Here is a 22,674-nt window from a genome sequence, read left to right on the forward strand (position 1 = left end):
CCTTGTAGATGTAAGTATAAGTTTTGCAAATACTTCAGATAGCATATCGGTATTTCACTTCTGAGCTAAGGCGCCGTATTATTGTTGTCACAGATAAATACGTACTTACTATATCATCATGAGGCGCAATTAAGGGGTGTTTAGGAATATGAGTCAGTCGCAAGGAACTAAAGTTCAGGCTAAGAAACAAAGTATGGGTTTTGCATATGGAATCGGATTAACATTAATCATTGCACTAGTCGCTAAATTGTTGTCAGGGTTTCCTTTCCTCAGCATAATGGGTCAATTAGTCATTGCCATTTTGATCGGGATTGCTTGGCGGGCGACCATAGGGGTGCCAGATTCTATTGTCAGTGGGACTAATTTTTCAAGTAAAAAATTGCTTCGTCTGGGTATTATTCTACTTGGTATGAGGCTCAACCTTATGGATATTATTCATGCGGGTCCAAAGGTATTTCTAATCGCTGTCATCGTGATTACATTTACTCTTATGGTTGTTTACGGGATTACTCGTGCTCTTAACGTAGACAAGCGTTTGGGTATCTTGACAGCCTGCGGTACTGCAATATGTGGTGCTGCGGCAGTTGTTGCGATTGCTCCACAAATCAAAGCCAAAGACGACGAAACAGCTATTGGAGCGGCGATTGTGGCGATATTAGGTACGATATTTACGCTGCTATATACCTTTTTGTATCCGGTTCTTGGTTTATCGCCTTTAGGTTATGGTATATTCTCGGGGGCTACTTTACATGAGATTGCTCACGTAATTGCAGCAGCAGATGTAGGTGGAACCGAAGCAGTGGATATGGCGGTTATCATCAAATTAACGAGAGTAGCTTTGTTAGTTCCGGTTGCTATTCTGATTGGCTTCTTGTCTAATCGCGCATTAGTAAAAGAGCAGGGGGGATCACCTAAGACTTCATGGAAATCAATCCCGATTCCTTGGTTCATTCTCGGTTTTCTGCTCGTCAGCGGAATTAACTCGTTCGGGATCATTTCTCCATCGATTGCAAGTGGGATTGTAGTCATCGCATATATGCTGATTGCTATGGCCATGGGTGGACTTGGCTTGAACGTTGATTTGGTGGCTTTTAAAAGGCTCGGAATGAAAGCATTTGCCGCAGGACTTATCGGATCTGTATTGCTCTCCGTTCTGGGGTTCATTCTAGTTCAATTGTTCGGATTAAGTTGATTTTGGCAAATGTGATCCGATAAACGGTTTAATGCTGTCGGTTAAGGGAGTGACGGGACCTCCAATAAATCGCTCCAAATCAACTGAAGTTGAAGAGGTATTGATCTTGGCTAAGAATCCATATATCCAATTTTGAATTTGCGTATCTTGACGTAGGGAGATGGATTTGCCTGTAAGCTTGGATAAGGCTATGGCTAGCTCCTCAAATGTCCATGGACGAGGCGCAGTAAGCTCATAGGTCTTATTTTCATGGCAGGATTCTGACAGAATGGTTGCTATTCCTACAGCAAGATCATGGCGTGTGACGACATTAAATTTCCAATCACCAGGGTAAATACTCAGTTCACCTTTTGCTATAGCAGCATCCAGACCAAGTATTCCAACAAAGTCGATATACAAAGCATTTCGAAGAAAAGTATACGGAAGTCCCGTTGTAAGAATGGCATGCTCCGTAGCTAAATGTAAATGATGGAGAGAAGTTGAGTCGATACCATCTCCTAGGAAAGCAAAGCTGGTGTATAGGAGATGTTCAATGTTACACTTTTTTGCGGCTTCAATAACATGGGCATGCTGACGTAGTCGAACAGTATCATCTGGATTTGAGCTTGAAATCAATAACAGTTTAGATACTCCATCAAAGGCTTGGTGAAGTGTTTCAGGTTGGTCGTAGTCACAGATTCGAACATCTATCCCTTGCTTAATATAGCATTGTGCACGTTCTGACTGAGGATGACGAACACCAGCAATGATTTGATCCGCAGAAACTTTCCGCAAAAGTTGTTCAATAATTAAACTCCCTAATTTACCAGTAGCTCCCGTAATGATAATCGACATTGACAACATCCCTTTCGGATTATGATATTAGTTAAGTCCTTAACTATATGAACAAAAAAATTATGTCATTCTTAATTTATGGAGTAAAACAAGGAGTTGTTTCAATTCCTGCTCACCCAGTACATTCATTTTTTCGGATATGCCTTGACGGTTCTCAGGTAGGTACTTCAACAAAATACTTTGGCCTTCACTTGTAATCGATATTACTGATTTTCTGCCATCCTTTGGATGACTAGTACGAATAATTAATCCTTCATTCTCAAGGGGGGTTAACAATAGACTTATATTCGATTTCGTAACGCCAATTTTCTTGGCGAGCATCGAAGGAAGTATAGAACCGCCTTCCTTCATAATTTCAACTAAAATACGAATTCTAGCTCCGTTCAAACCTTTGGATTGCCAATATTTCTCTGAAGTCTCGACTAATGCTGCGGTTGTTTCAACTAATGAGAAAAAAGCCTGTGTATGTAGTGGCAAATCAATCACGTATTGTTGCAAATCCTTCATATAGTCACCACCCCCCCCAAATTAGTTAAGTGCTTAACTATATTATTACAAATTATAGAAAAAGTCCAATAAGAAAATTGTGAGATATTTGGTAGGATGAAATGGTAACTAACCATTCGTTTAAGTGAATTGCTTCACAAAAGTATGATATTATACAGGTGAATAGATATTCTCTTATCATTTTTTCAAAAGGGAGAGTTTATGAAAAAGACTATCGTTTTTGTATTAACGATATTTATATTATTCTCAGGATTCGCACCACAAAGTTATGCGTTGTCAGATTCGCAATCTGAGGCAATACATGGGTTGCTGGATGATGCCCGTCGTATATCAGGTGTGCCTGGAATGTCAATTTCAATAGTTGCCGATGATGAAGTGTTCTACTTTTCTTCCGGGTATGCAGACCGCGAAAAGGGGTTGTCTGCAAGTGAAAATACACTCTATGAGTTGGCCTCGGTCAGTAAAGCCTTTACCGGCATGGGTATTCTACTGTTGGAAGAGCAAGGGCTGCTATCAATGACTGACCCTATCCAAAAATATTTACCTTGGTTTACGTTAAAGTATCAAGGGAAACCTGTTGATATGCAAAGCCTTACACTTAATAACTTTCTTCACCATACGAGCGGCCTAACAAATTTTAGGCATACTCAAAATATTCCGCAAGGAAATACGTCGGATTTACTGCAAAAGACTGTGGAAATGCTGGTAAATGCTGAATTGGCGTTCCCTCCCGGCGAACAGTATAACTATGGAACCGTTAATTATGACGTATTGGGTTTGGTTATTGAGATTGTGTCGGGACAAAGCTATGAAGACTTTATGAGGGAACAGGTATTTCAGCCGTTAGGTCTTCACCAGACGTATGTTTATAGAGAAGATGCTCAAGCCACTGGACAGTTGGCACAGGGCTACCGCTCTTCCTTTTTTATGACAACTCCGTATAACGCGCCGGAATATGCTGGGAATAAACCCGCAGGTTATATCATTTCTTGTACAAAAGATATGGCGCGTTGGATGGGCATACAGATGGGTATTGTGCAGGACATACCCGAAATATTCCATACGGTTGTCGAAAAATCACATCAGGGTGATATGTCTGTTTCGGCTGTTAACGATATGTATTATGCGGCAGGCTGGTCGGTAAACGCCGACCAAACGATTATAGAGCACCCAGGGGGTAACCCCAATTTCGCAACCGAAGTGGCCATACTGCCAAATGAACGAACAGCCGTTTGCTTGCTGACCAACGGCGCAAATACCAATAGAAGCATGGTACTTCAAGTTAAAGATATATTAGATGGCAATCTCACGCAGTCATATGAAATAAGCGGCACACAGCTTTTGGACATCATTTTGTCATCTACAACAATTATTCTTTGTCTATTGGCCATTCTGTTATTTCTCTTAGGATTACGCAGAAGGAAAACGAATGAGCGGCAGCCAATGACAAAAAAGAGCATAATCGTAACAGTTATTTTCTTGATCGCTACGATTGTCCTGTGTATAGTGTGCAGTGCCTTCGATTGGTCAACGATACTTATTTGGCAAACATATAGTGTTCTTATAGCTTTGATTTCGTCGGCATTATTAACAGCAAGCATTACATGGTTTGTATACACGCATCGATAAAATTTTAATATCATCGACAATCCTCCAGTTTTGCAGAGAGATCCTATCTCTCTGTTTTTTTGTGAGAATGATTTGATAAAATTCCAGTGAATTAACACTTGTCGGAAGGGTTCCTACAGAAATGAGGGTAGTTAAATGATAAAAGGTAAAATTATGATCGTTGATGATACTGAGTTTATGCGGCGAGTACTCAAGAACATTCTTATAGCTAGTGGTTATGATGTTGTTGCGGAAGGGAGTAATGGCGCTGAGGCTGTTCAATTGTATAAGCTTGTGAGACCCGATTTGGTGACTCTAGATATTACGATGCCCGTGCTAGATGGGCTTGCTGCACTATCAGAGATTAAACGAATAGACTCACAAGCAAAAGTGATCATGTGCTCGGCAATGGGACAGAAGAATATGGTCGTTGAAGCCATTATGGCGGGAGCCAAAGATTTTATTGTAAAACCATTTAATGAAGAACGGGTCGCTGAGACAATCCATAAGGCGTTGGTTTGAATGATGTCCAATGAAGAGTTTCAGTATATAATGAGCATTAGATTGATGCTGGTAACGGAGGCGCAAGGAGGATAATCTATTGACTCTTCAACAATTAAAATATGTAATTGAGGTGGCTAGTCGTGGTTCGATCAACGAAGCTGCAAAGCGGTTATTCATATCCCAGCCCAGCCTTTCAAATGCGATAAGGGATCTGGAAGAAGAACTGCATATTACTATTTTTGAGCGTACGAACAAAGGAATTTCATTGTCTATGGAGGGGGCGGAATTTCTCAGTTATGCCCGTCAGGTGGTCGAGCAGGCCGAATTACTGGAGGGACGGTATCTCAATGCTAAGCCTTCTCCACAGCATTTTTCAGTTTCTACGCAGCACTACGCTTTTGCAGTGAATGCATTTGTGAAGCTAGTAAGTGAATATGGCCTAGATGAGTACGAATTAGCGCTTCACGAAACAAAAACCTACGATATTATCGAGGATGTTAAGACGATGCGCAGTGAGATTGGGATATTATATCTCAATGAGTTCAATGCCAAAGTAATCAACAAGTTACTTCTATCTGCACAGTTACAATTCCATGGTCTATTCATGGCTAAACCACATGTGTTTATAAGTATAAATAACCCGTTGGCTAAACAATCTATCGTTACCCTAGATGATCTTCAACAATACCCGTATCTTTCCTTTGAACAGGGTGAGTATAATTCCTTTCATTTCTCAGAGGAAATCCTCAGCACTTTATCGCATAAGAAGAGTATTCGTGTAAATGACAGAGCGACACTCTTCAATTTATTGATCGGTTTGAACGGATACACAATCTCTACAGGCGTACTTAGCGCTGATTTGAATGGTAATGAAATCATTCCCGTTCCACTAGAATGTGATGAAGTCATTAATGTGGGTTGGATAAGCCGCAAGAATATGACGCTCTCCAAACTTGCATCAGCCTACGTTGAAGCCCTTCAGCAAGCGATAGCTGAATAAGTGCTATATAATCGAACATGGAAAAATATAACTGATTAGAGGGGTATCATGAAAAGTGAGCTGCGAATCGGGATTTTTATTTTTATACTAATGATGGCATTTTCCTTATTGGGATGCTCGACTAATAATAGTCAAAAGGATTCACAAGCTTCGAAAGAAGATTTGACTGCGAAAGTAGATTCCGCCGCGTCTGATATTGATAAATGTACCCAGATTATTCAAAATATCTTTGGCACAAATCTGAAATATCGTGGGACAGAGACCATTAAAGGGTCTTCAGATGAGTTGTATATATTTTACGCGGATGCAGCTGAGGGCTTTGATAGCTTGACTTACAAGCTGAATGTTCGTACGGGAACAGTATCTGATGGTACTAGTGGAATGCCCTTATACAATATACAGGTTGAATCTTCGAATCTAAATGAGCTGGATTTTGAGAGCTATAAGGTTACTTTGAAGAAAATAGTTGTTCCCCTAATAACGAGTAATGGCTATAAACTGGATAGTGATGATTTAGATGCTGCTTTTCTTGGCTTTATTGGAGACGGTAACATTGAGTATCAAGTCAAGAAGAACGACGCTCCCTATGTAATACAAGTGGAACCATTCTTGAAGGAAGTGAAGGGAATGGGAGAGGTAGCGGCAGATATTGCTGTAACAGGGGATTTCGATGAGAATTCAGACATTGAGGAACAAGATTCCGAACAGACCCTGGAAGGTTTGCAAGAAGATGGATTTACTATAATCGAGGAACAGTCTTTTTGGGTAGATTTAAATAACTGGGGAAATGTGAGATTTGTTTCGGGATATTATACGAAGAACAAAGTGCAACAACTGCAATTTTTTATCATAAATTCAGATAAGGTTGTATTATGTGCTCTACCAAAAAGTTATTCTGGAACTCATCAGTTAGAGAATATTCAAGCGGTAAGTTTCAAAGATATGAATGGCGATGGATATAAGGATATTATTCTAATTGGAAATAATAATTTAGCATCGGTGTTTTTCTATTCATGGGAGTCGTTCATTCAATTGCCTTGGTATGACGATATAATCAATGATTCGGGAAACAACAATACGATAGCAGCTATAGTTAGAGAAGGACAAAAGCTGCTTCAAAAGATTCAGTCGCCTAACATAAGTAACGAGAATGATGAGTCTGAAATTGAAAGATTGGCTTCCCTGATTAGTAACAAAAAACTATTAGATTTAGGAGATTTAGATTATGCTGATTTATCGGCGTCTCTTGTCGTATTCTCGAGTTCTTCAACGTATTCAGAAGGTTACATAACGGGTCTAGTTAGCAATTATTTTGAAGAGGATACCGCACGTGTAGCATTTGATGACGAAACACTAAGAGTAAACTCAGAGAAATATGATGCCTTATCTGTCGATATTATTGGAGATATAATTACTTATAACTATATTGAATCGGGTGGGGGAACCATTTGGTCCCTGATCCATTCTTATTCCGCATTAGAAGCAAAGGTTGCGATAAATAGGTATGTAAAAGGAAATACTCTGGGGGATCAAGGAGCCCTTCGTACCTCTCTTAGCTCTTTATTGATTAATTGGAATCAATTACGTAAAGAAATGCAAAAGGTGATAGAAGATGAAGGGTTTCTTTCAGGAGATTATTCTATAGAATTGAAAGATGGAGACCTTGAGGAAATTGTAGACTTGAAAGAACGACTTGATCACAATATAAGTGATTTCATTAAGCAAGCTGCTCATGATAAGCAGGCGAAGATCTTAGTTGATTTGATTAACAATAATTTGAATATCGGCTTGAATTAAATTACACAAGAAAACCCGCTCAAAGTTGAGCGGGTTTTAGATATTACATATGCGATTAGGTTACATCAAGATTCTACAAAGACCATAGCGTCATTGTCACCGCTCTCGATGAGTTGTTCCGGGAACCGGGTTTTTGATTCAACCATAATGTATGGAAGACCTTCTACTGATATACGTACCGGATTTATGGGATTCGTAAGTTGTTCATAAGTATAAAGTGTCTTTTGGTTATTGACCGTAACATATACATCAAGTATTTGCGATGATTCAACACGGACAACAATATTTTTGATAGGTTTATCGTCAACTAAAGATTTATCGAGTACAACGGTAAAGGAGATACCTTCGTCTTCACCTTTGTAATAATACAGATTATGACCTTCACCGGAGGACTCCCCAGGACCATAGAGGAAATGTTTGCTTCCACCTGGGATAGGATCAACTACCGGTGGAGTAGGTGTATAATCCCCTCCTACAGTCAGATACAACCGGTGCAGTATGGTGACGATTTCGGCACGAGTGACTTGTTTTTGTGGGTAGAAGTTACCCTGATTATCGGCTGTTATGATCCCTTGATTCTGAAAAGTATATAACGCGTTTGCTTTGAGCCACTCCAGATCTTGCGAAATATCATTATCCGCTCCAACGGTTCCTACGATGGGAGTTAGAAGGGAATAGGCGTTCTTCCAGGCATCATATTTGTCATATGTAGCAAAATTCTTTGTTTGCACGTCCCTAATGAAATTCAAGTTAGACAGAAGCTGTCCATGAGTGGGCTCTGTCTGTCCTCCAATGTCCTCAAACAATGCATCCAGAACGATAAGCACATCCCAACGGGTCATCTTCTTGTCGGGTGAGTATGAATAGGTTTCTGTATTAAAATTTTGCTGATCCGCGGCGAAGATTCCAATACCCGTGTACAAATCAGAGAACTCCTGATGTGCCCAGTGATTAGGAGAAACACCTTGGATGTTTTGTGGTTCAGTTGCACGTAGCCCTGGAAAAAGTCGATGGAGCATCACTGTAAATTCGGCTTTGGTCACGGCTTGCTTGGGTTGGAAGGATCCATCAGGAAATCCGGTCACAATTTGATGATCGATCATAAAGTCGATGGATTCCATTGCCCAGTTATACTTGCTTGCATCAACGTCGCGAAATCCGGAAGCAGATGCTGGTGCAGGGATTGAGATGGTAGATAAAGTGATCATGGTAGTGAATAGTAGTAATATGTATTTGAATGTTTTCAAAGATTGCACCCCTTAATTTTGTATAAGTTCACAGTTGTGATTATTTGACATTACCCTAAAAAGAAATATATGTCCTGCAACAATTTTCCAAATGATTATTATTTCAGGATTGTGGATAATTCTTTATTAAAAGTGGGATTATCAAATCAGATCCTTTATGACTTCGGATCATGATCATGACATGGAGGGAATATAGAAAATGGGCCAAGGGGATCATAACAATCAATCAGTAAGGGTATTTGTTGCCGTACCTATTCCCAAACCGATTGCTGAGGAATTAGAGCATTGGAGAAATGCCAATAGAGATAAGCTACCTTTTCGCAAATGGACGCACCCTCAGGATTACCACATCACTTTGCAATTTCTCGGCGAAACATCTTTGCATAAGCTTGAAGCCATATGTACTTCATTGAGAGAAATCAAGGCCAACCCTTTCACGTTATCGATTAATGGCGGTGGTTTCTTTGGGCAGGCTAAGTCCCCGCGGGTATTATGGAGCGCTGTATCTGGAGACATAAGAAGCTTACGCTCGTTACACTTATCCGTTATACAAGCAACTAGTGGTTTAGGATTCATCCCGGAAGAGCGTCCGTATAACCCTCATATAACTTTGGCTCGCAAAGCCACGGACTCAGATTCCACAATAGTCGAAGTTATGTCTTCTGCACCTGCCGGATTAGCATGGGAAGTCGATCATTTCACACTGATGCGTACACATATGAATGTTTCACCGATGTATGAAATTGTAGAGACCTTTACATTAATGTAAAGGTCTTGTATTAGGTTTCCGTTATAATCCCACCATTGACATGCAAAACCTGTCCAGTTACGAAAGACGAATCATCAGAAGCTAAATAGATATAGGTTGGAGCGAGCTCAAACGGTTGACCAGCACGTTTCATAGGTGTCTCTAAACCAAAGGTCTTTACATACTCTGCCGAGTAGCTTGAAACAATGAGTGGTGTCCATATGGGACCTGGTGCGACGGCGTTCACACGTATTCCGTGATTTACTAATTGAAGTGACAAGGAACGGGTAAAGGACACAATAGCCCCTTTTGTTGATGAATAATCGACCAGAAGAGGGGCTCCAGCATATGCGGTTACGGATGCTGTACTGATTATGGTACTACCAGGACAAAGGTAAGGAAGGGAGGCCTTGGTCATATAAAAATGAGGAAAGATATTCGTACGATAAGTATCTTCCAATTGTTCATTGGAAATATCCATAATACTCTGCTGCGGAAACTGAACACCTTGGTTGAGTACCAAAACATTAACTTTTCCATAACATTCGATGGTTCTTTGGACTACTTCAGTCGAAAATTCAGGCTGGCGCAAATCACCTTCAATTAGCAGACAGCGACGACCGTATTGTTCCACCATTTGCTGTGTTGTAATTGCATCTTGGCGTTCGTACAAATAGACAATGGCTACATCCGCACCTTCTTTAGCGTATCCGATGGCTACGGCACGACCAATTCCGCTATCCCCCCCAGTAATAATAGCTACTTTACCTGACAACTTTCCGCTACCTTTGTACTCAGGGTTATCGGATATCGGAAGAGGGTTCATGAGATATTCGAGGCCAGGCTGTTTGTCTTGATGCTGAGGCGGAAAAGTAATGGGTACCTGTTTGCACTGTATTTCTTGACTATAATAAGGATACATCGGAATCATCTAAGGATCCTCCACTCTTTAGGTTAATATAGGGTATTCGCCTAATCAGCTAACGGTGAAGATATGATAACCGTGTATGATATACTAGATTCAATTGGGATATTATGGGGGATCACTACATATGGAAAAGAATAATCGTTTAATGACACGAATCGATGCTATAAACAAAGAGATTCCATTCTCAGGTACTATTCTTGTTAAAGAGAGAGGGGAACTTCTAGTAGAAGCAAGCCTTGGGTATGCAAATCGTGCTGAGCAGTTGGTGAATCAGGCCGGAACACGGTATGGTATAGCATCGGGATGCAAGTTATTTACAGCTATCGCTGTTTGCCAGTTAGTAGAGACGGGAAGGATATCTTTTGATACTAGAATCAGAGAATGCCTTGATATAGAGCTTCCTAACTTTGACGAGCAAATAACTATACACCAACTACTTACGCATACATCCGGAGTACCTGATTATTTCGACGAAGAAGTAATGAATGATTTTGAGGAGTTATGGATTGATAGGCCCATGTATCATATGCGGCGCCTGCAAGACTTCTTGCCATTATTTCAACAGGAGGGTATGAAGTTTACCCCAGGTGAGAGGTTCCAATATAATAATTCTGGGTACATCTTACTTGGATTAATCGTGGAAAAGGTTAGTGGTCGTGAATTTACCGAATATGTACATACAGAGATTTTTAATAAAGCGGGCATGTTAGATTCAGGGTATTTTACATTTGATGCACTTCCCGGACAAACAGCCCTTGGGTATATTGACCAAGAGGATGGTAGCTGGAGAACTAATATTTACTCACTTCCGGTGAAAGGTGGTTCTGATGGAGGAGCATATGTAACAGCAAATGATATGCTTAAACTGTGGGATGCGCTGTGTAATCATGAGTTACTAAACGAGTCATTAACCAATCAATTATTTACGCCTCATGCTGAAAGTGAGGAGGGAGATTATTATGGTTATGGTGTGTGGATCGAGAAAAAGAATGAGAGTATTTTTAAGTATCATGTTATGGGCTATGATCCTGGTGTTTGCTTCCACTCTGCGTATTATCCTGCGTCAGAGATCAAGCTTGCTGTTTGCGCGAATATCTCAAAAGGTGCGTTCCACATGATGAAGGAAATCGAAGAAGAACTTATATAAGGTTAATTTTTTAATAAAAAAAAGCAGTAATGGAATCCGATGAACACTAGCTTTACGCGTTCATCGGATTTTTTGTGCGCTGTACATCTCTAGTATTCATAGGTCATGAAGTATTGCATTGAATCTAAATTATAAGGACATATTATCCATATACCAAAATTGGAGAACATTAGTACATCCTAGAGATATATCTCATTGAAAAAGAAAGTGGGATCCCCATGTCAGCTTTTAGTAAGCAAATGGAGAGTAAAATCAAATCCATGTTACATGGAAGTGAAGGCTTAATCATTAAATCTCTAGGTGAACATTTAGTTGTTGCCTATATGAACGGTATGGTTGATAATGCTCAGTTAAACTTAAATCTGTTAACCCCGTTAACCGGGAATGCTCACTTCGATTCTATAGATAAACTATCGGAAATGATTCCGATTGGTGACTGTAAATCATTTAACCAGCTTTCGGACGCTATTAAAAAGTTGTTAAGTGGTTATGCCCTTGTGTTGCTTGAGGGCAAGAAGGGGGGGCTATTAGTCAATATAGCGAATATCCCTTCGCGAGCCCCCTCAAATGCAGATACAGAATCGACTATTTATGGACTGTTAATTGCTTTTACTGAATCGATGGAGAAGAACATTGCGCTACTCCGTTCGTATATTACAAGCGATAAACTTATTCAAGAGGAAGTACAGCTTGCTGCAGAACCCCAAACATCAGCCAGCTTGCTTTATCTAGATAATGAGAATGAGAAGAATCCATTTGTTGAACTAATCCGTAAGCGAATAAATAAACGCAAATGCAAAGGTTTAATCGGAAGTCCCTTGTTCCTGAAGATTCTAACTGATAATAAGTATGCATTGTTTCCTGAGATGAGCTTATCAGAACGTCCTGACCGGACAGCACAAGCATTACTAGAAGGCAAGGTTGTTGTCATGGTGGAAGGTAACTCACAGGTTATTATTGGACCGAATTCATTTGTTGATTTCTTCGAATCCGTAGAAGATCGATACTCGTCCTGGGGACTTGGTATGTTCAGCCGTTCCTTGCGGGCTTTAGCGCTTATCATATCGATCTTCTTAACACCACTATATGTGGCCGCATTAACCTTCCATTATGAAATGATCCCAGTGCCACTACTTGAGCCGCTTATTATGTCTCGGTCTCGAGTCCCATTCCCTCCGTTAATGGAAGCACTGGTCATGGAAGTCTCTATTGAACTATTGAGAGAGGCTGGCGCTCGTTTGCCTACGAAGGTTGGACAAACGATGGGCATTGTAGGAGGTATTGTTATCGGACAGGCCGCTGTGCAAGCTGGCTTCACCAGTAACATATTAATTATGCTGGTTGCACTTGCAGCCCTTGGTTCGTTTACGACGCCTAATTATATGATGAGCTCGTCTATTCGCTTTATACGTTTTCCTATGCTTATTGTGGCAGGCTTCTTGGGACTTATTGGGATCACCTTCTTCTCCGCGTTTCTGTTCATTCATTTGCTTCGAATGACTAGCTATGGAAAGCCGTACATGTATCCCTTTTATCCGCCTAATAGTAAAAGGCTTATCAATACGATGCTTATCACAGAATCTTCTCCGTTTCAGTATGAAACGGATTTAACGAAAAGTAATACTAAAGGCGGAAAGTCACGTGTAACTAAATGGTTCAAATCCAACAATGAAGAATGAAACCGAGGTTAAGCGATGAAGATACTCAGTAATCCCCCTGAAAATATTCGTTTCCATGCCTATCTTCTATTCTTTGTTATTTGTAATGTGCAAATTGGGGTAGGGATCTTCGATTTTGAGCGATATATATATCAAGAAGCCAAACATGATGCATGGTTATCGGTTATATTGGCTGCTCTATTTACACATTTTGTTATGTGGCTGATTGTTCATGCGCTTAGTAAGTATGAATCAACAGATTTATATGGAATTCATTATGACTTGTTTGGCAAGGTAATAGGAACATTATTTAGCTGTATCTATATGCTGTATTATCTATTCACTGCCATTGTTATCATGAGAAATTATGTCGATGTGATTCAAGCGTGGATATTTCCGGATCTTTCTCCTTGGTTGATTGCGTTCCTGTTAGCAATTTTGACCATTTACGCTGGATTTGGTGGTATTCGCGTCATTATTGGAATGTGTATGATCGGGTTTGTTGTTATTTTATTTACGGTGTTCTTGTTTACCTATTCTTTGAAGTATGCGATATGGACACAATTACTTCCGATCATGGAAAGTAGTGCCGTGGATATTATCAAGGGTGCAATTAGGATGAATTTCAGTTTAACTGGATTTGAAATCATGCTATTACTCTATCCTTATGTCACCAATAAGGAACATACTATGAGATATTCGCAACTAGCCCTTCTATTTGTCAATGTGGTGTATTTAGTAATTATGGTACTCTCTATTGTGTACTTCTCATCCGAACAGATGCTTCGGTCTATATGGCCATCTATTAACATGTTAAAAATTGTGAAATACCCTTTTTTGGAACGATTGGAGTTCATGGTGATCTCGGTATGGATGTTAATGGTTCTAACAGGGATCTTGCTAAACACATGGGCTATAACTAGAGGTTTTAAACGTATGTGGAATTTGAATCAGAAGGCGATGTTGCTCATCGTGATCGCGTTGGCATTTGGGATAACCATAGCTATTCATGGTCATTCAGCCGTCAAACAAGTCAATTATTGGCTTGGGAACGGAAGTGTTATATTTTCTTATATTTACCCGATTCTCTTAAGTGGGATTGTTATCATTGTATTTAAATTTCGAGGACGAAAACGATCCGACAGTAAAGGAGGGACATCATGAAAGGATTGCGGTTGTATGTTGCCCTAGTTCTCTTAGTTGTTCTTAGTGCCTGTCAGAGCTCTAGTGTCCTTGAGCAACAATCCATCATGGTGGCTATGGCGTATGATGCGCAAGAGGATAAAACGTTCCAAGTGAGTGGTACCTTTATACAAGCGCAGTCTGAAGAAAAAGAGTCAAGCCGTACGATATCGGTAGATGCAGAAACAAGTAAAGGTGCACGTAGAAAGATGAATCAGATGCTTCCTTATAATGTAGCCTCTGGGCAAACACGAGTGATTTTATTGGATCGTGACATATTCCGCCTTAAGATGTTAAATGAAATCGAAACCTTAAGCAGAGACCCTCTCTATGGGGATATGATTAATATCGCGATTGTAGATGGTTCTCCTGGAGAATTACTTAAATACAAATATAAGCAGTACTCCAATATAGCAACCTCACTTAACAGTTTATTGGATCATAATACTAAGATGAATTGGGTTCCGTCGATGACGCTGCATGACTTTTCACGTTCAAGGGGGATTAATCGAATAGATTTAGCTATACCTGTAATAAAAAAAGTGGAAGAGGAAGTCATTTTGACGAGTCTCGCTTTAGTACATAAAGATCAAATTGTAGGTGAAGCAACGCCGAATGAGGGATTTTTTCTTAAAACGCTCAAAGGTACCAACACACCCTATCTTTACGAACTAAATATCAAAAAAGAAGACATGCATGAGAGTGGTATGGATCGTTATTTGTTGGATGATGCGGATACGGTTAAGATAGTATTTAATGTTACAAAGAGTAAAGGTAAGATAAAGCTTATGGATCAAAAGGCCCTTACGTTTAATGCAGTTGTTGACATCGATGTTGACATCCAAGAAGTAACTGAGCATTATAATTTTGTTGAACCCGATGCAATTCAAGCGTTAGAGCATCAAATCATGTTTGAATTAACCAAGCAGTTAGAGCATTTCCTCGATAAGCTTCGTAAAGTGAATTCGGATTGTGTAGGATTTGGTGAAGTATATCGTAGTCATGTTGGAAATTCAGAGGTCGTTGAAGAAAAATGGGGGGATATGTTCCCTCAGTCCTCACTCAATGGCAAAGTCCGCATTAAAGTTATTCGAACAGGTATTATCGATTAGCTTTATAACTTTTTTTTAGATCCGTTAAACACTAGCTATAAGTGTTTAGCGGTTTTTTAATATACTCAAAACTGAAGTTAATAACGATGAATATGCATAATTTGGAATCTCTCGGTACAAGTTATATCTTAGCGATATAGGGCGGAGGGATTCAATTGGCAAGTGGGGGGAAACTACCAGTATCTCAAGGATTTATGTTAATGATGATGACGGCAGGAACTATGAACCACATCATGTTAATTCCAATAATGTTAGATAAATCGGGTAGAGATGCCTGGATTACTGTATTAGTAGGTGGCATTTTTTTTATTCCATGGGTATTGCTTGTTTATGGAATTATGAAGAAACTAGGAAATCGATCGTTGAAAATGGCTATTGAGGAAAGTAGTGGTAAGTGGGTGAGAATACTCATAATGGGGATGATAAGCCTATACTTATTCGCATTCGCTTTCTATAACCTCAAAGAAGTTATTGACTGGTTCAAATCGACCTATTTATATGAGACACCTACAGCAGCTACGACAATTGTACTAATTATTATTTGTGTCATCGCTGCGTATTCTGGAGCTGCTGCTATAGGTTCGACCGCAGGTATCTTACTTCCTTTGTCTGTATTATTTTTGTGCTTACTCTTTATATTCAATACAAAGTTCATGGATTATAGCCATGTACTACCCATTCTTGAATATGGAATAACACCAGTAATTCATGGCTTACCAGCACTCTTTGGCGGATTAACACAAATTGTACTATTCATTTTCATCCGTCCATTTCTGAAAGAGAACCCGCGTTTGATCACTGTTGTTATATTACACCTAGTCTTAATCTTGCTTATATTCGACCCGATCATCTCAGGTCTTTCTGAATTCGGCCCGGCGGAGATGCATTTGCAACGATATCCTCGACATGATCAGTGGATATTGGTCAAGCTCGGTAGGTATATTGAACATATTGACTTTCTATTTATTTTTCAATGGTTGAGTGGTGCATACATCTCCGTTTCTCTCTGTTTGTTCTTGATAGTGGAGTATGTCTTTCCATCCTCTAAACGTTTAATTGGGATTGTCACTATCGCTATAATTTTGACTGGACTGTGTATAGCCCCAATAAGTAATTTGGAAATGTACTATGTAGTCTCAGATAAATTCCTGTATATTTCTGCTATTTATACAAGTGTACTTGTATTACTGATGTTCTTCTTAATAGGCAGGCCTAATAATTCTCACTCTGAAAAAGGAGAGCACCTACAATGACATTAAATGTGGAGAGTCTTAAACAACGATTTAAAGATTGTGAGGATGTTTTTTTTAAGGAATATCCCGGTGTTCAAGATGACAAACCTTGGGGAATTATCATTTATAATAAGATGATGTGTGACGCCGTGAAAATGTCTGAAACATTCCTTCCGGTCATTTATAAGGAGTGGGAAGCAGATAAGAAGGCGCCGGACCCAGAGAAATTAGAATCACAGTTGACCTTGCAAAAAATCCAAGCAAATGAGGATAAAGTTATTAATTTGGTGTTCTCAGGAACTTGTGTCATCTTGATTCCAGGAGATGAACATTGTTATGCTTTTCATGCAGCTAGTGAATTCAATCGAACTCCCCAAGATGCTAGCTCAGAAGCAACAATAAAAGGGGCGCGAGACGGATTTGTCGAGAATCTGACTACCAATGTCGCTCTTATACGTAAACGGTTAAAGACGACAGACTTAGTATACACGTCCGTTGATTTGGGGGAAATCACACCGGTTTCTATTGGTATATTATATTTGAAAGAACGTGTTGTACCTCAAATGGTCGAAGAGATTATTAACAAACTGAAGAGCTATACTGGAGATGCACCAGTAGGTATTGGGGAATTGACGGAGCATATTTCACCATATAAGTACTCTTTATTTCCGATATTCGATTACAGCGGTAGACCTGATTTCGCATATGATGCTTTATTAAGGGGACGTGTGATTATGATCCTCGACGGTAGCCCCGTCGTGTTAATCGCACCTTCTAACCTTATGCAGTTATTGTTTGCGGCAGAGGATCCACATTTGCCATTTTATTTCGTTCTTCCATGGAGAATGTTACGTTTGGTTGGTATTATGCTCTCCATCTTTCTCCCAGGATTTTATACCTCCTTAATGTCCTATCATCAGGATCAAATCCCGTTTCCACTGCTAGCTACAATAGGTAGTACACGGAGCAGTCTTCCGTTTTCTCTATCTGTTGAAATGTTAATCATCCTGTTCATCCTCACCTTACTCCGTGAAGCTGGGAGCCGAATGCCAAGTCCCGTTGGAGGAACGATTACGCTTGTAGCGGGGATTATCATTGGAGATGCCGCCATACGTGGTGGGCTCTTCTCGCCCACTGCTATAGTAATTGCCGCCATGTCATTTGTAGCAGGTTCAACTCTTGCCAATCAGGACTTTGTGTTTACGCAAACCATTTTGCGGTTCTTCATTCTGTTAATGTCCTCGTTTCTTGGTTTATTTGGTTTTTTTATTACGATATTCTTAATAATTAACTATACAGCCCATCTTCGACCATTTGGGCAACCTTTTCTGTCTCCGTTTTCCCCCTTCGCTCCTCAGAGGTTGCTTCGGAACTTCATGCGCATTCCAGGATTGCGGAAGAAGGGGGGGGAATTATGACAAGGGTCAAATATGTAGTTATCCTTTTGTCTTCGTTATCCTTTTTTCTAACGGGTTGTTGGGATAATGGTGAGGTTCAGGAGATCAACTATCTGTCGGCATTTGGTATAGACTTTCATGATGGTGAATATTACATCTACGCTCAAATGCTTGATTATGAAAGTATCTCAGGTCCAGAAGGTATGCCATCATCTCAACCACCCATTTGGGTGGGTAAGGGAAGAGGAAAAACTTTAGCTGAAGCAACAAAGAAACTTTATACGACCAGTCAGCAGAAATTATCCTGGAGTCAGGTAACGGCACTTGTCTTATCGGAATCCATGTTGAAGCATGAACGAATAAGCGATGTGATTGATAAATCAAACCGAACTGAGGATATTAGTTATACGAAGTGGGTATATGGCACTAAGGAAAATATTGAAGAGCTTTTTACAAGTACTCCTTTCGTTGGGATGTCTCCACTTCGAACCATACTGCACGCACCGATGCTTAACTACTCTCAGAATTCATTCATACATCCGTTGCAGTATGTTGATTTTCTTGCAAATTACCGAGAAAAGGCAGCCACGGTTGTCCTTCCTTCTCTCGCCATAACCACATCTAATTGGACGGAAGGGATGAAAGAACATCCGATCCTTGAAATTGATGGTGCCTTTATGCTAAAGGATACGGAGAACAAAGGGTGGTTGAAGCTTGACGATATACTAGGAATTCGTTGGTTAAAGGGTTCAGCTACTAGGGCTACCCTTCTTGTCGGACCTATGGATGATCCCGTAGGACTTGTAAGGTTGGTTTCGCCTCATTCTGTTATTGGGTTTGAGCCTACGAAGGATGGAGTGAAATATCGTTTGAAAATAAAAGCCATAGGTAAAGTAGTTAATATGTATAAGCAAGTACCCATCGATGAATTCAAAAAAATGGCCACTGATATCTTTAAAAAAGAGCTGATAGGTACTTTTCGTAAAACTACGCCAAAACATGGGGACCCCTATCAACTCTCACTTATTTTATATCAGAGGAATCCCAAGCTTTGGAACAAGCTACAAAAGGAAGGAAAGTCGGTAACCGCAGAATCGCTTGATGAGAGTGATATTCAAGTGGATATTGATCTTAGATTATGGGGTGCTCGCAAACATCCTTAAAAAGACAGCTTATTACGGAGGATTTATGAAGTGGACAACATTGATTTGGGATGCCATTCTAATAGCAAGTGCCGGCACCCTTTTGTTAAGAATTGGTGGGCGTAAATCTATTTCGCAAATGACAACACCTCAGATCGCCATGGTGCTGATCATAGGCTCTGTATTGGGTTCTGATCTTGCTGGAAATGGAGTAGGACACTCCATTCTGGCGACAGGTATCTTTATTGCATTTCTGGGAGCTATTGAATGGGTCTCGTTGAATTGGAATCGTGCCGAGCGGATTCTGAAAGGTAGTGCTGTACCTATTATCGCCGATGGGAAATACCTAACATCGAATATGAAGCGTCTACGGATGACTACAGATGATATTGAAAAACGAATGCGTATGGCGGGAATACACAGTTTAGAGGAGATAAAGTCTGGAACTATCGAAAATAACGGAGAGCTTGGCATTGAGCTTCAGCCTTATGCAAAGCACTTAACTAGGGGAGACCTGGAGGACCTCCTGAAGACTTACTTTCCCCAGGTTACTCTCCCTGAAAGACCACGTGAGTCTAACATTTTTCCTGATGCAGGTGCGCTTGCACAGTCTGAGGAAGTGCCGGAGCAGTTGCAGTAAATCTAAGCTCTATCTATAAGCGGAAAAGAACTCTGGAGAAGTGATCTTTCTCCAGAGTTCTTTTGCGTAATAAGTGCTATTTATATTTAACCGGGATGTGGGCACATGACCTGTAAAACTCCTGGGTCGATCGAAGCTGTTAAAGGGGTAGAAGTAAGATGTTCTCCGTCTCCTAGAGCGAGACGAGGGAGACTGCTATGTACAGAAATGTTCTTTCCACGCAACATAGTAACGAACGGAAGACGGGTATGTCCACCGTAGAGTAACGTAGGGAAGAGCATCAGGAGTTTTAGTCTAGAGCAGTCATGAACAATACAAATATCTAAGAGACCATCGTCGGTTATCGCTTGGGGACAGATAGCAAGCCCCCCACCGTAACTAATAACATTGTTGACTGCAGTAAGCCAAGCGGATGAGTAATTGTGTGTCACACCGTCACATTCTACTGTTAGCTGAGCAGGACGAAAAGTTAGAAGGGTATGAAAAACTCCGATGACATAGGCTAATCTGCCCAAGCCGAAAGCATTGCATATTTTTTTATAACGACTTCTATTTACATTATGGGCTACTTCAGCATCAAAGCCTACGGCTAGTGCAGTAAGTGCACTCTGCCCAGATATTGCAATCATGTCGGTTGTTTTGGGCAAGCCCGCTAACATAACCTCTAATGCTGCGGTGGTTTCCATAGGGATATGAAAACCTCGAGCGGTATCATTACCAGAACCTGAGGGGAAAACTGCTAACGGAACACCAGAATCACGTAATGCTGGTAGCAAACTGTTGATGGTCCCATCGCCACCTACAACACCCACTGCAAGCCATTTGACACTCGTAGAGAGTTTCTCCATAAGAAGGGTATGGGCTTGCTCAGCACTTTGAGTAAATATGTGCTGATAAGGAATATTCCGCTCATCCAATATCTTACTTATTTTTGTCCAGACACGGTAACCTCTCCCGTTTCCAGAGTTCTTATTGACAACAAACAAGTACATTAACATACCTCCATCTGTTTAGCAGGTACTTCTTTTTTTTAGTAGTTTAAGAGGTAGTTCAAAAAGGCATCTTTTGATCACGAAGTAAATTATGTAGCCTTATCGACATCGAATCTTGAATTAAGTTGGGCCCTCTGGTGCTCACGTAGGTTTTGCCTACGCTCCGCTCCTCAGGCCCTATCTTCATTCAACCTTCTCGGTGCTGAAAATCTGTCTTTTTGAACTCACACTATAAGTGTAACAATAATTAGAGAAATGGACATCATTAAATTTAAAATTATACAATTTATTATTTTGGTTATACCAATATATGTAATTAAAGATAGGACTCGCCACTACGATCTGTGCTACAGCGGTGTTATAGTAGGTAAAAGATGAAATAGGGGGAAGGAAATGATCACGTATATCGCGTTGCTAAGAGGAATTAATGTCGGTGGTAAGAACATGATTAAAATGGCCTTGTTGAAGGAAATGTTCGAATCGATCGGCTTGAATCAGGTTCAAACATATATTCAAAGTGGGAATGTCCTGTTTAAATCGAATGAAGACGAACAGCATTTACGTCAGCGGATTGAACATGAGATTGAGGTTGTTTTTGGATTTCCGATTATTGTAACATTAAGGACTGCAGATGAGTTGGAACGTATTCTCGAGAAATGTCCATTCTCACAAGAAGAAGTGTCGTTAGCGGAATCGTCTTCAGTGGGGGAAAGTCTCTATGTCGCATTCATGCTAGAGGAACCAGTGGAAGAAGCGGTTGGAAAATGGATTGTTTATGCTAATGATAACGAAAAATATCATGTCAGCGGACGAGAAGTGTATCTGTTGTTCTCCGATAGTGTTCGTAACTCCAAGTTATCTGCTAATATACATAAATTAGGTGTACCGGCAACTGTTCGTAACTGGAAAACAATCAACAAGCTTTCAACTATGGCAAAAGAAATGGAAGCATAAGTAATCGCGTAAGCAATAGTCTTCTTAAATTAAGGACATTACCATCAATAATGGGAATGTCCTTTTTCCCATTCGAGAGCTTTAAAATGATGTTTTTGCAAAGTTAACTTGACATTATATGCAAAGCAAACTATTCTAATTATGCAAAGCAAACATTGCATATCAGCATTGTATATTGGAGGTGTGATTTTGAAAACCAGGATTCAAGAATTACGTAAACAACATAAACTTTCTCAGGAAGAGCTCGCCATGGCAGTAGGTGTGACTCGGCAAACTATTACATCTCTAGAGGTAGAGAAATACACTGCCTCCCTAGTCCTGGCGTATAAGATCGCAAAATATTTCAACCTAACGATTGAAGAGGTTTTTGACTTTAGTGAAGTGGAGGAAATTTAACATGGAAAAGTTTAAAGAAAAAATTCGGGTAAGAATTATATCTCTATCATTGATCACTTCGCTAGTTTGTTTGATTAATGTGATCTTACTTACCAACAGAAGTAGATTACCTGAAATTTCCGATTTTATTCTCGGATTTCAATCTGGAGTATTTATAGGTCTAATTTTAATTTTGGTATTTTGTTTGATGAAATTTCTTGCGAGCATGAAAAGTGATGAAGCGTTGAAAAAACTTTATATCCAGGAGAATGATGAACGTAGGCAGTTAATTGGATATAAGACATCTGTATTTACGACGGTGGGGATGTTGATCTTATTGGCTTTTGCCACCGTTGTAGCAGGCTTTTTTAATGAAATTGTCTTTTTTACATTGCTAGGGGTTTTAGCGGCGTTACTGATACTTTTATATGCTACTTTGATTTATTTCAAGAAGACAATATAAGTTAGATCGTATGAC

At 40.0% G+C, this 22,674-nt stretch carries 22 protein-coding genes; 17 read left to right on the forward strand and 5 right to left on the reverse strand.

Annotation, left to right across the window (positions count from 1 at the left end; all coding sequences use genetic code 11):
• Positions 1–148 precede the first annotated feature (148 nt).
• On the forward strand, positions 149–1,192 hold the full coding sequence (locus IEW05_RS04620; protein ID WP_188536267.1) for a YeiH family protein: 1,044 nt from the start codon (positions 149–151) through the stop codon (positions 1,190–1,192).
• On the opposite strand, the gene IEW05_RS04625 is transcribed toward IEW05_RS04620, so the two are convergent.
• Together IEW05_RS04625 and IEW05_RS04630 are read right to left on the reverse strand one after the other, a co-directional pair.
• Complete coding sequence (locus IEW05_RS04625) at positions 1,184–2,026, reverse strand: NmrA family NAD(P)-binding protein (protein WP_188536269.1); 843 nt, start codon at positions 2,024–2,026, stop codon at positions 1,184–1,186. The genes IEW05_RS04620 and IEW05_RS04625 overlap by 9 nt on opposite strands.
• Positions 2,027–2,086: 60 nt before the next feature.
• Entirely contained in the window at positions 2,087–2,533 is a 447-nt protein-coding gene (locus IEW05_RS04630; protein ID WP_188536271.1) for a MarR family winged helix-turn-helix transcriptional regulator, read from the reverse strand.
• 201 nt (positions 2,534–2,734) lie between these two features.
• Between IEW05_RS04630 and IEW05_RS04635 the strand changes: the two genes are divergently transcribed.
• The 4 genes from IEW05_RS04635 to IEW05_RS04650 all read left to right on the forward strand — a co-directional run bounded on the left by IEW05_RS04635 (position 2,735) and on the right by IEW05_RS04650 (position 7,442).
• Complete coding sequence (locus IEW05_RS04635; RefSeq protein WP_188536273.1) at positions 2,735–4,162, forward strand: serine hydrolase domain-containing protein; 1,428 nt, start codon at positions 2,735–2,737, stop codon at positions 4,160–4,162.
• A gap of 135 nt (positions 4,163–4,297) precedes the next feature.
• Complete coding sequence (locus tag IEW05_RS04640; RefSeq protein ID WP_373285779.1) at positions 4,298–4,663, forward strand: response regulator; 366 nt, start codon at positions 4,298–4,300, stop codon at positions 4,661–4,663.
• Between the two features lie 79 nt (positions 4,664–4,742).
• Positions 4,743–5,645, forward strand: coding sequence for a LysR family transcriptional regulator (locus tag IEW05_RS04645; RefSeq protein WP_188536275.1), 903 nt, complete (start codon positions 4,743–4,745; stop codon positions 5,643–5,645).
• Positions 5,646–5,693: 48 nt separating this feature from the next.
• Positions 5,694–7,442: a hypothetical protein gene (locus tag IEW05_RS04650; protein ID WP_188536277.1), complete on the forward strand. Its 1,749-nt coding sequence runs from the start codon at positions 5,694–5,696 to the stop codon at positions 7,440–7,442.
• 65 nt (positions 7,443–7,507) lie between these two features.
• On the opposite strand, the gene IEW05_RS04655 is transcribed toward IEW05_RS04650, so the two are convergent.
• Positions 7,508–8,689, reverse strand: coding sequence for an S-layer homology domain-containing protein (locus IEW05_RS04655; protein ID WP_188536278.1), 1,182 nt, complete (start codon positions 8,687–8,689; stop codon positions 7,508–7,510).
• A gap of 199 nt (positions 8,690–8,888) precedes the next feature.
• On the opposite strand from IEW05_RS04655, the gene thpR reads away from it, so the two are divergent.
• Positions 8,889–9,458, forward strand: coding sequence for an RNA 2',3'-cyclic phosphodiesterase (gene thpR / locus IEW05_RS04660; RefSeq protein WP_188536281.1), 570 nt, complete (start codon positions 8,889–8,891; stop codon positions 9,456–9,458).
• A 10-nt stretch (positions 9,459–9,468) separates the two neighbouring features.
• Here thpR and IEW05_RS04665 read toward each other — a convergent pair whose 3' ends face one another.
• A complete protein-coding gene (locus tag IEW05_RS04665) occupies positions 9,469–10,368 on the reverse strand; it encodes an SDR family oxidoreductase (RefSeq protein ID WP_188536282.1) in 900 nt (299 codons plus the stop codon).
• Between the two features lie 121 nt (positions 10,369–10,489).
• Between IEW05_RS04665 and IEW05_RS04670 the strand changes: the two genes are divergently transcribed.
• The 8 genes from IEW05_RS04670 (at position 10,490) to IEW05_RS04705 (ending at position 19,875) form a co-directional block, all read left to right on the forward strand.
• On the forward strand, positions 10,490–11,512 hold the full coding sequence (locus IEW05_RS04670; protein ID WP_188536284.1) for a serine hydrolase domain-containing protein: 1,023 nt from the start codon (positions 10,490–10,492) through the stop codon (positions 11,510–11,512).
• Between the two features lie 218 nt (positions 11,513–11,730).
• Positions 11,731–13,191, forward strand: coding sequence for a spore germination protein (locus IEW05_RS04675; RefSeq protein ID WP_188536286.1), 1,461 nt, complete (start codon positions 11,731–11,733; stop codon positions 13,189–13,191).
• 15 nt (positions 13,192–13,206) lie between these two features.
• Positions 13,207–14,334, forward strand: coding sequence for a GerAB/ArcD/ProY family transporter (locus IEW05_RS04680; RefSeq protein WP_188536288.1), 1,128 nt, complete (start codon positions 13,207–13,209; stop codon positions 14,332–14,334).
• Entirely contained in the window at positions 14,331–15,464 is a 1,134-nt protein-coding gene (locus tag IEW05_RS04685) for a Ger(x)C family spore germination protein (RefSeq protein WP_188536290.1), read from the forward strand. Before IEW05_RS04680 ends, IEW05_RS04685 begins: the two co-directional genes overlap by 4 nt.
• A 155-nt stretch (positions 15,465–15,619) precedes the next feature.
• Positions 15,620–16,717: a GerAB/ArcD/ProY family transporter gene (locus tag IEW05_RS04690; protein WP_229753260.1), complete on the forward strand. Its 1,098-nt coding sequence runs from the start codon at positions 15,620–15,622 to the stop codon at positions 16,715–16,717.
• Entirely contained in the window at positions 16,714–18,114 is a 1,401-nt protein-coding gene (locus IEW05_RS04695; protein WP_188536292.1) for a spore germination protein, read from the forward strand. Before IEW05_RS04690 ends, IEW05_RS04695 begins: the two co-directional genes overlap by 4 nt.
• Positions 18,111–19,256: a Ger(x)C family spore germination protein gene (locus IEW05_RS04700; RefSeq protein ID WP_188536294.1), complete on the forward strand. Its 1,146-nt coding sequence runs from the start codon at positions 18,111–18,113 to the stop codon at positions 19,254–19,256. The genes IEW05_RS04695 and IEW05_RS04700 overlap by 4 nt, the downstream gene beginning before the upstream one ends.
• Positions 19,257–19,281: 25 nt before the next feature.
• Positions 19,282–19,875, forward strand: a complete 594-nt coding sequence (locus tag IEW05_RS04705; RefSeq protein ID WP_188536295.1) for a DUF421 domain-containing protein — start codon at positions 19,282–19,284, stop codon at positions 19,873–19,875.
• A gap of 86 nt (positions 19,876–19,961) precedes the next feature.
• Here the strand turns inward: IEW05_RS04705 and IEW05_RS04710 are convergent, their stop codons facing one another.
• A complete protein-coding gene (locus IEW05_RS04710; protein WP_188536298.1) occupies positions 19,962–20,867 on the reverse strand; it encodes a diacylglycerol/lipid kinase family protein in 906 nt (301 codons plus the stop codon).
• A gap of 393 nt (positions 20,868–21,260) precedes the next feature.
• Between IEW05_RS04710 and IEW05_RS04715 the strand changes: the two genes are divergently transcribed.
• From IEW05_RS04715 to IEW05_RS04725, 3 genes are all read left to right on the forward strand, one after another.
• Positions 21,261–21,821: a DUF1697 domain-containing protein gene (locus tag IEW05_RS04715; protein WP_188536300.1), complete on the forward strand. Its 561-nt coding sequence runs from the start codon at positions 21,261–21,263 to the stop codon at positions 21,819–21,821.
• A 189-nt stretch (positions 21,822–22,010) separates the two neighbouring features.
• Positions 22,011–22,217 carry a helix-turn-helix transcriptional regulator gene (locus IEW05_RS04720; protein ID WP_188536302.1) on the forward strand — a complete coding sequence of 69 codons (207 nt, stop codon included), beginning with the start codon at positions 22,011–22,013 and terminating at the stop codon, positions 22,215–22,217.
• A gap of 1 nt (position 22,218) precedes the next feature.
• A complete protein-coding gene (locus tag IEW05_RS04725; RefSeq protein ID WP_188536304.1) occupies positions 22,219–22,659 on the forward strand; it encodes a hypothetical protein in 441 nt (146 codons plus the stop codon).
• Positions 22,660–22,674: the final 15 nt, after the last annotated feature.

Origin of the sequence: Paenibacillus segetis (genome assembly GCF_014639155.1) — a bacterium.
Taxonomy (GTDB): domain Bacteria; phylum Bacillota; class Bacilli; order Paenibacillales; family Paenibacillaceae; genus Fontibacillus; species Fontibacillus segetis.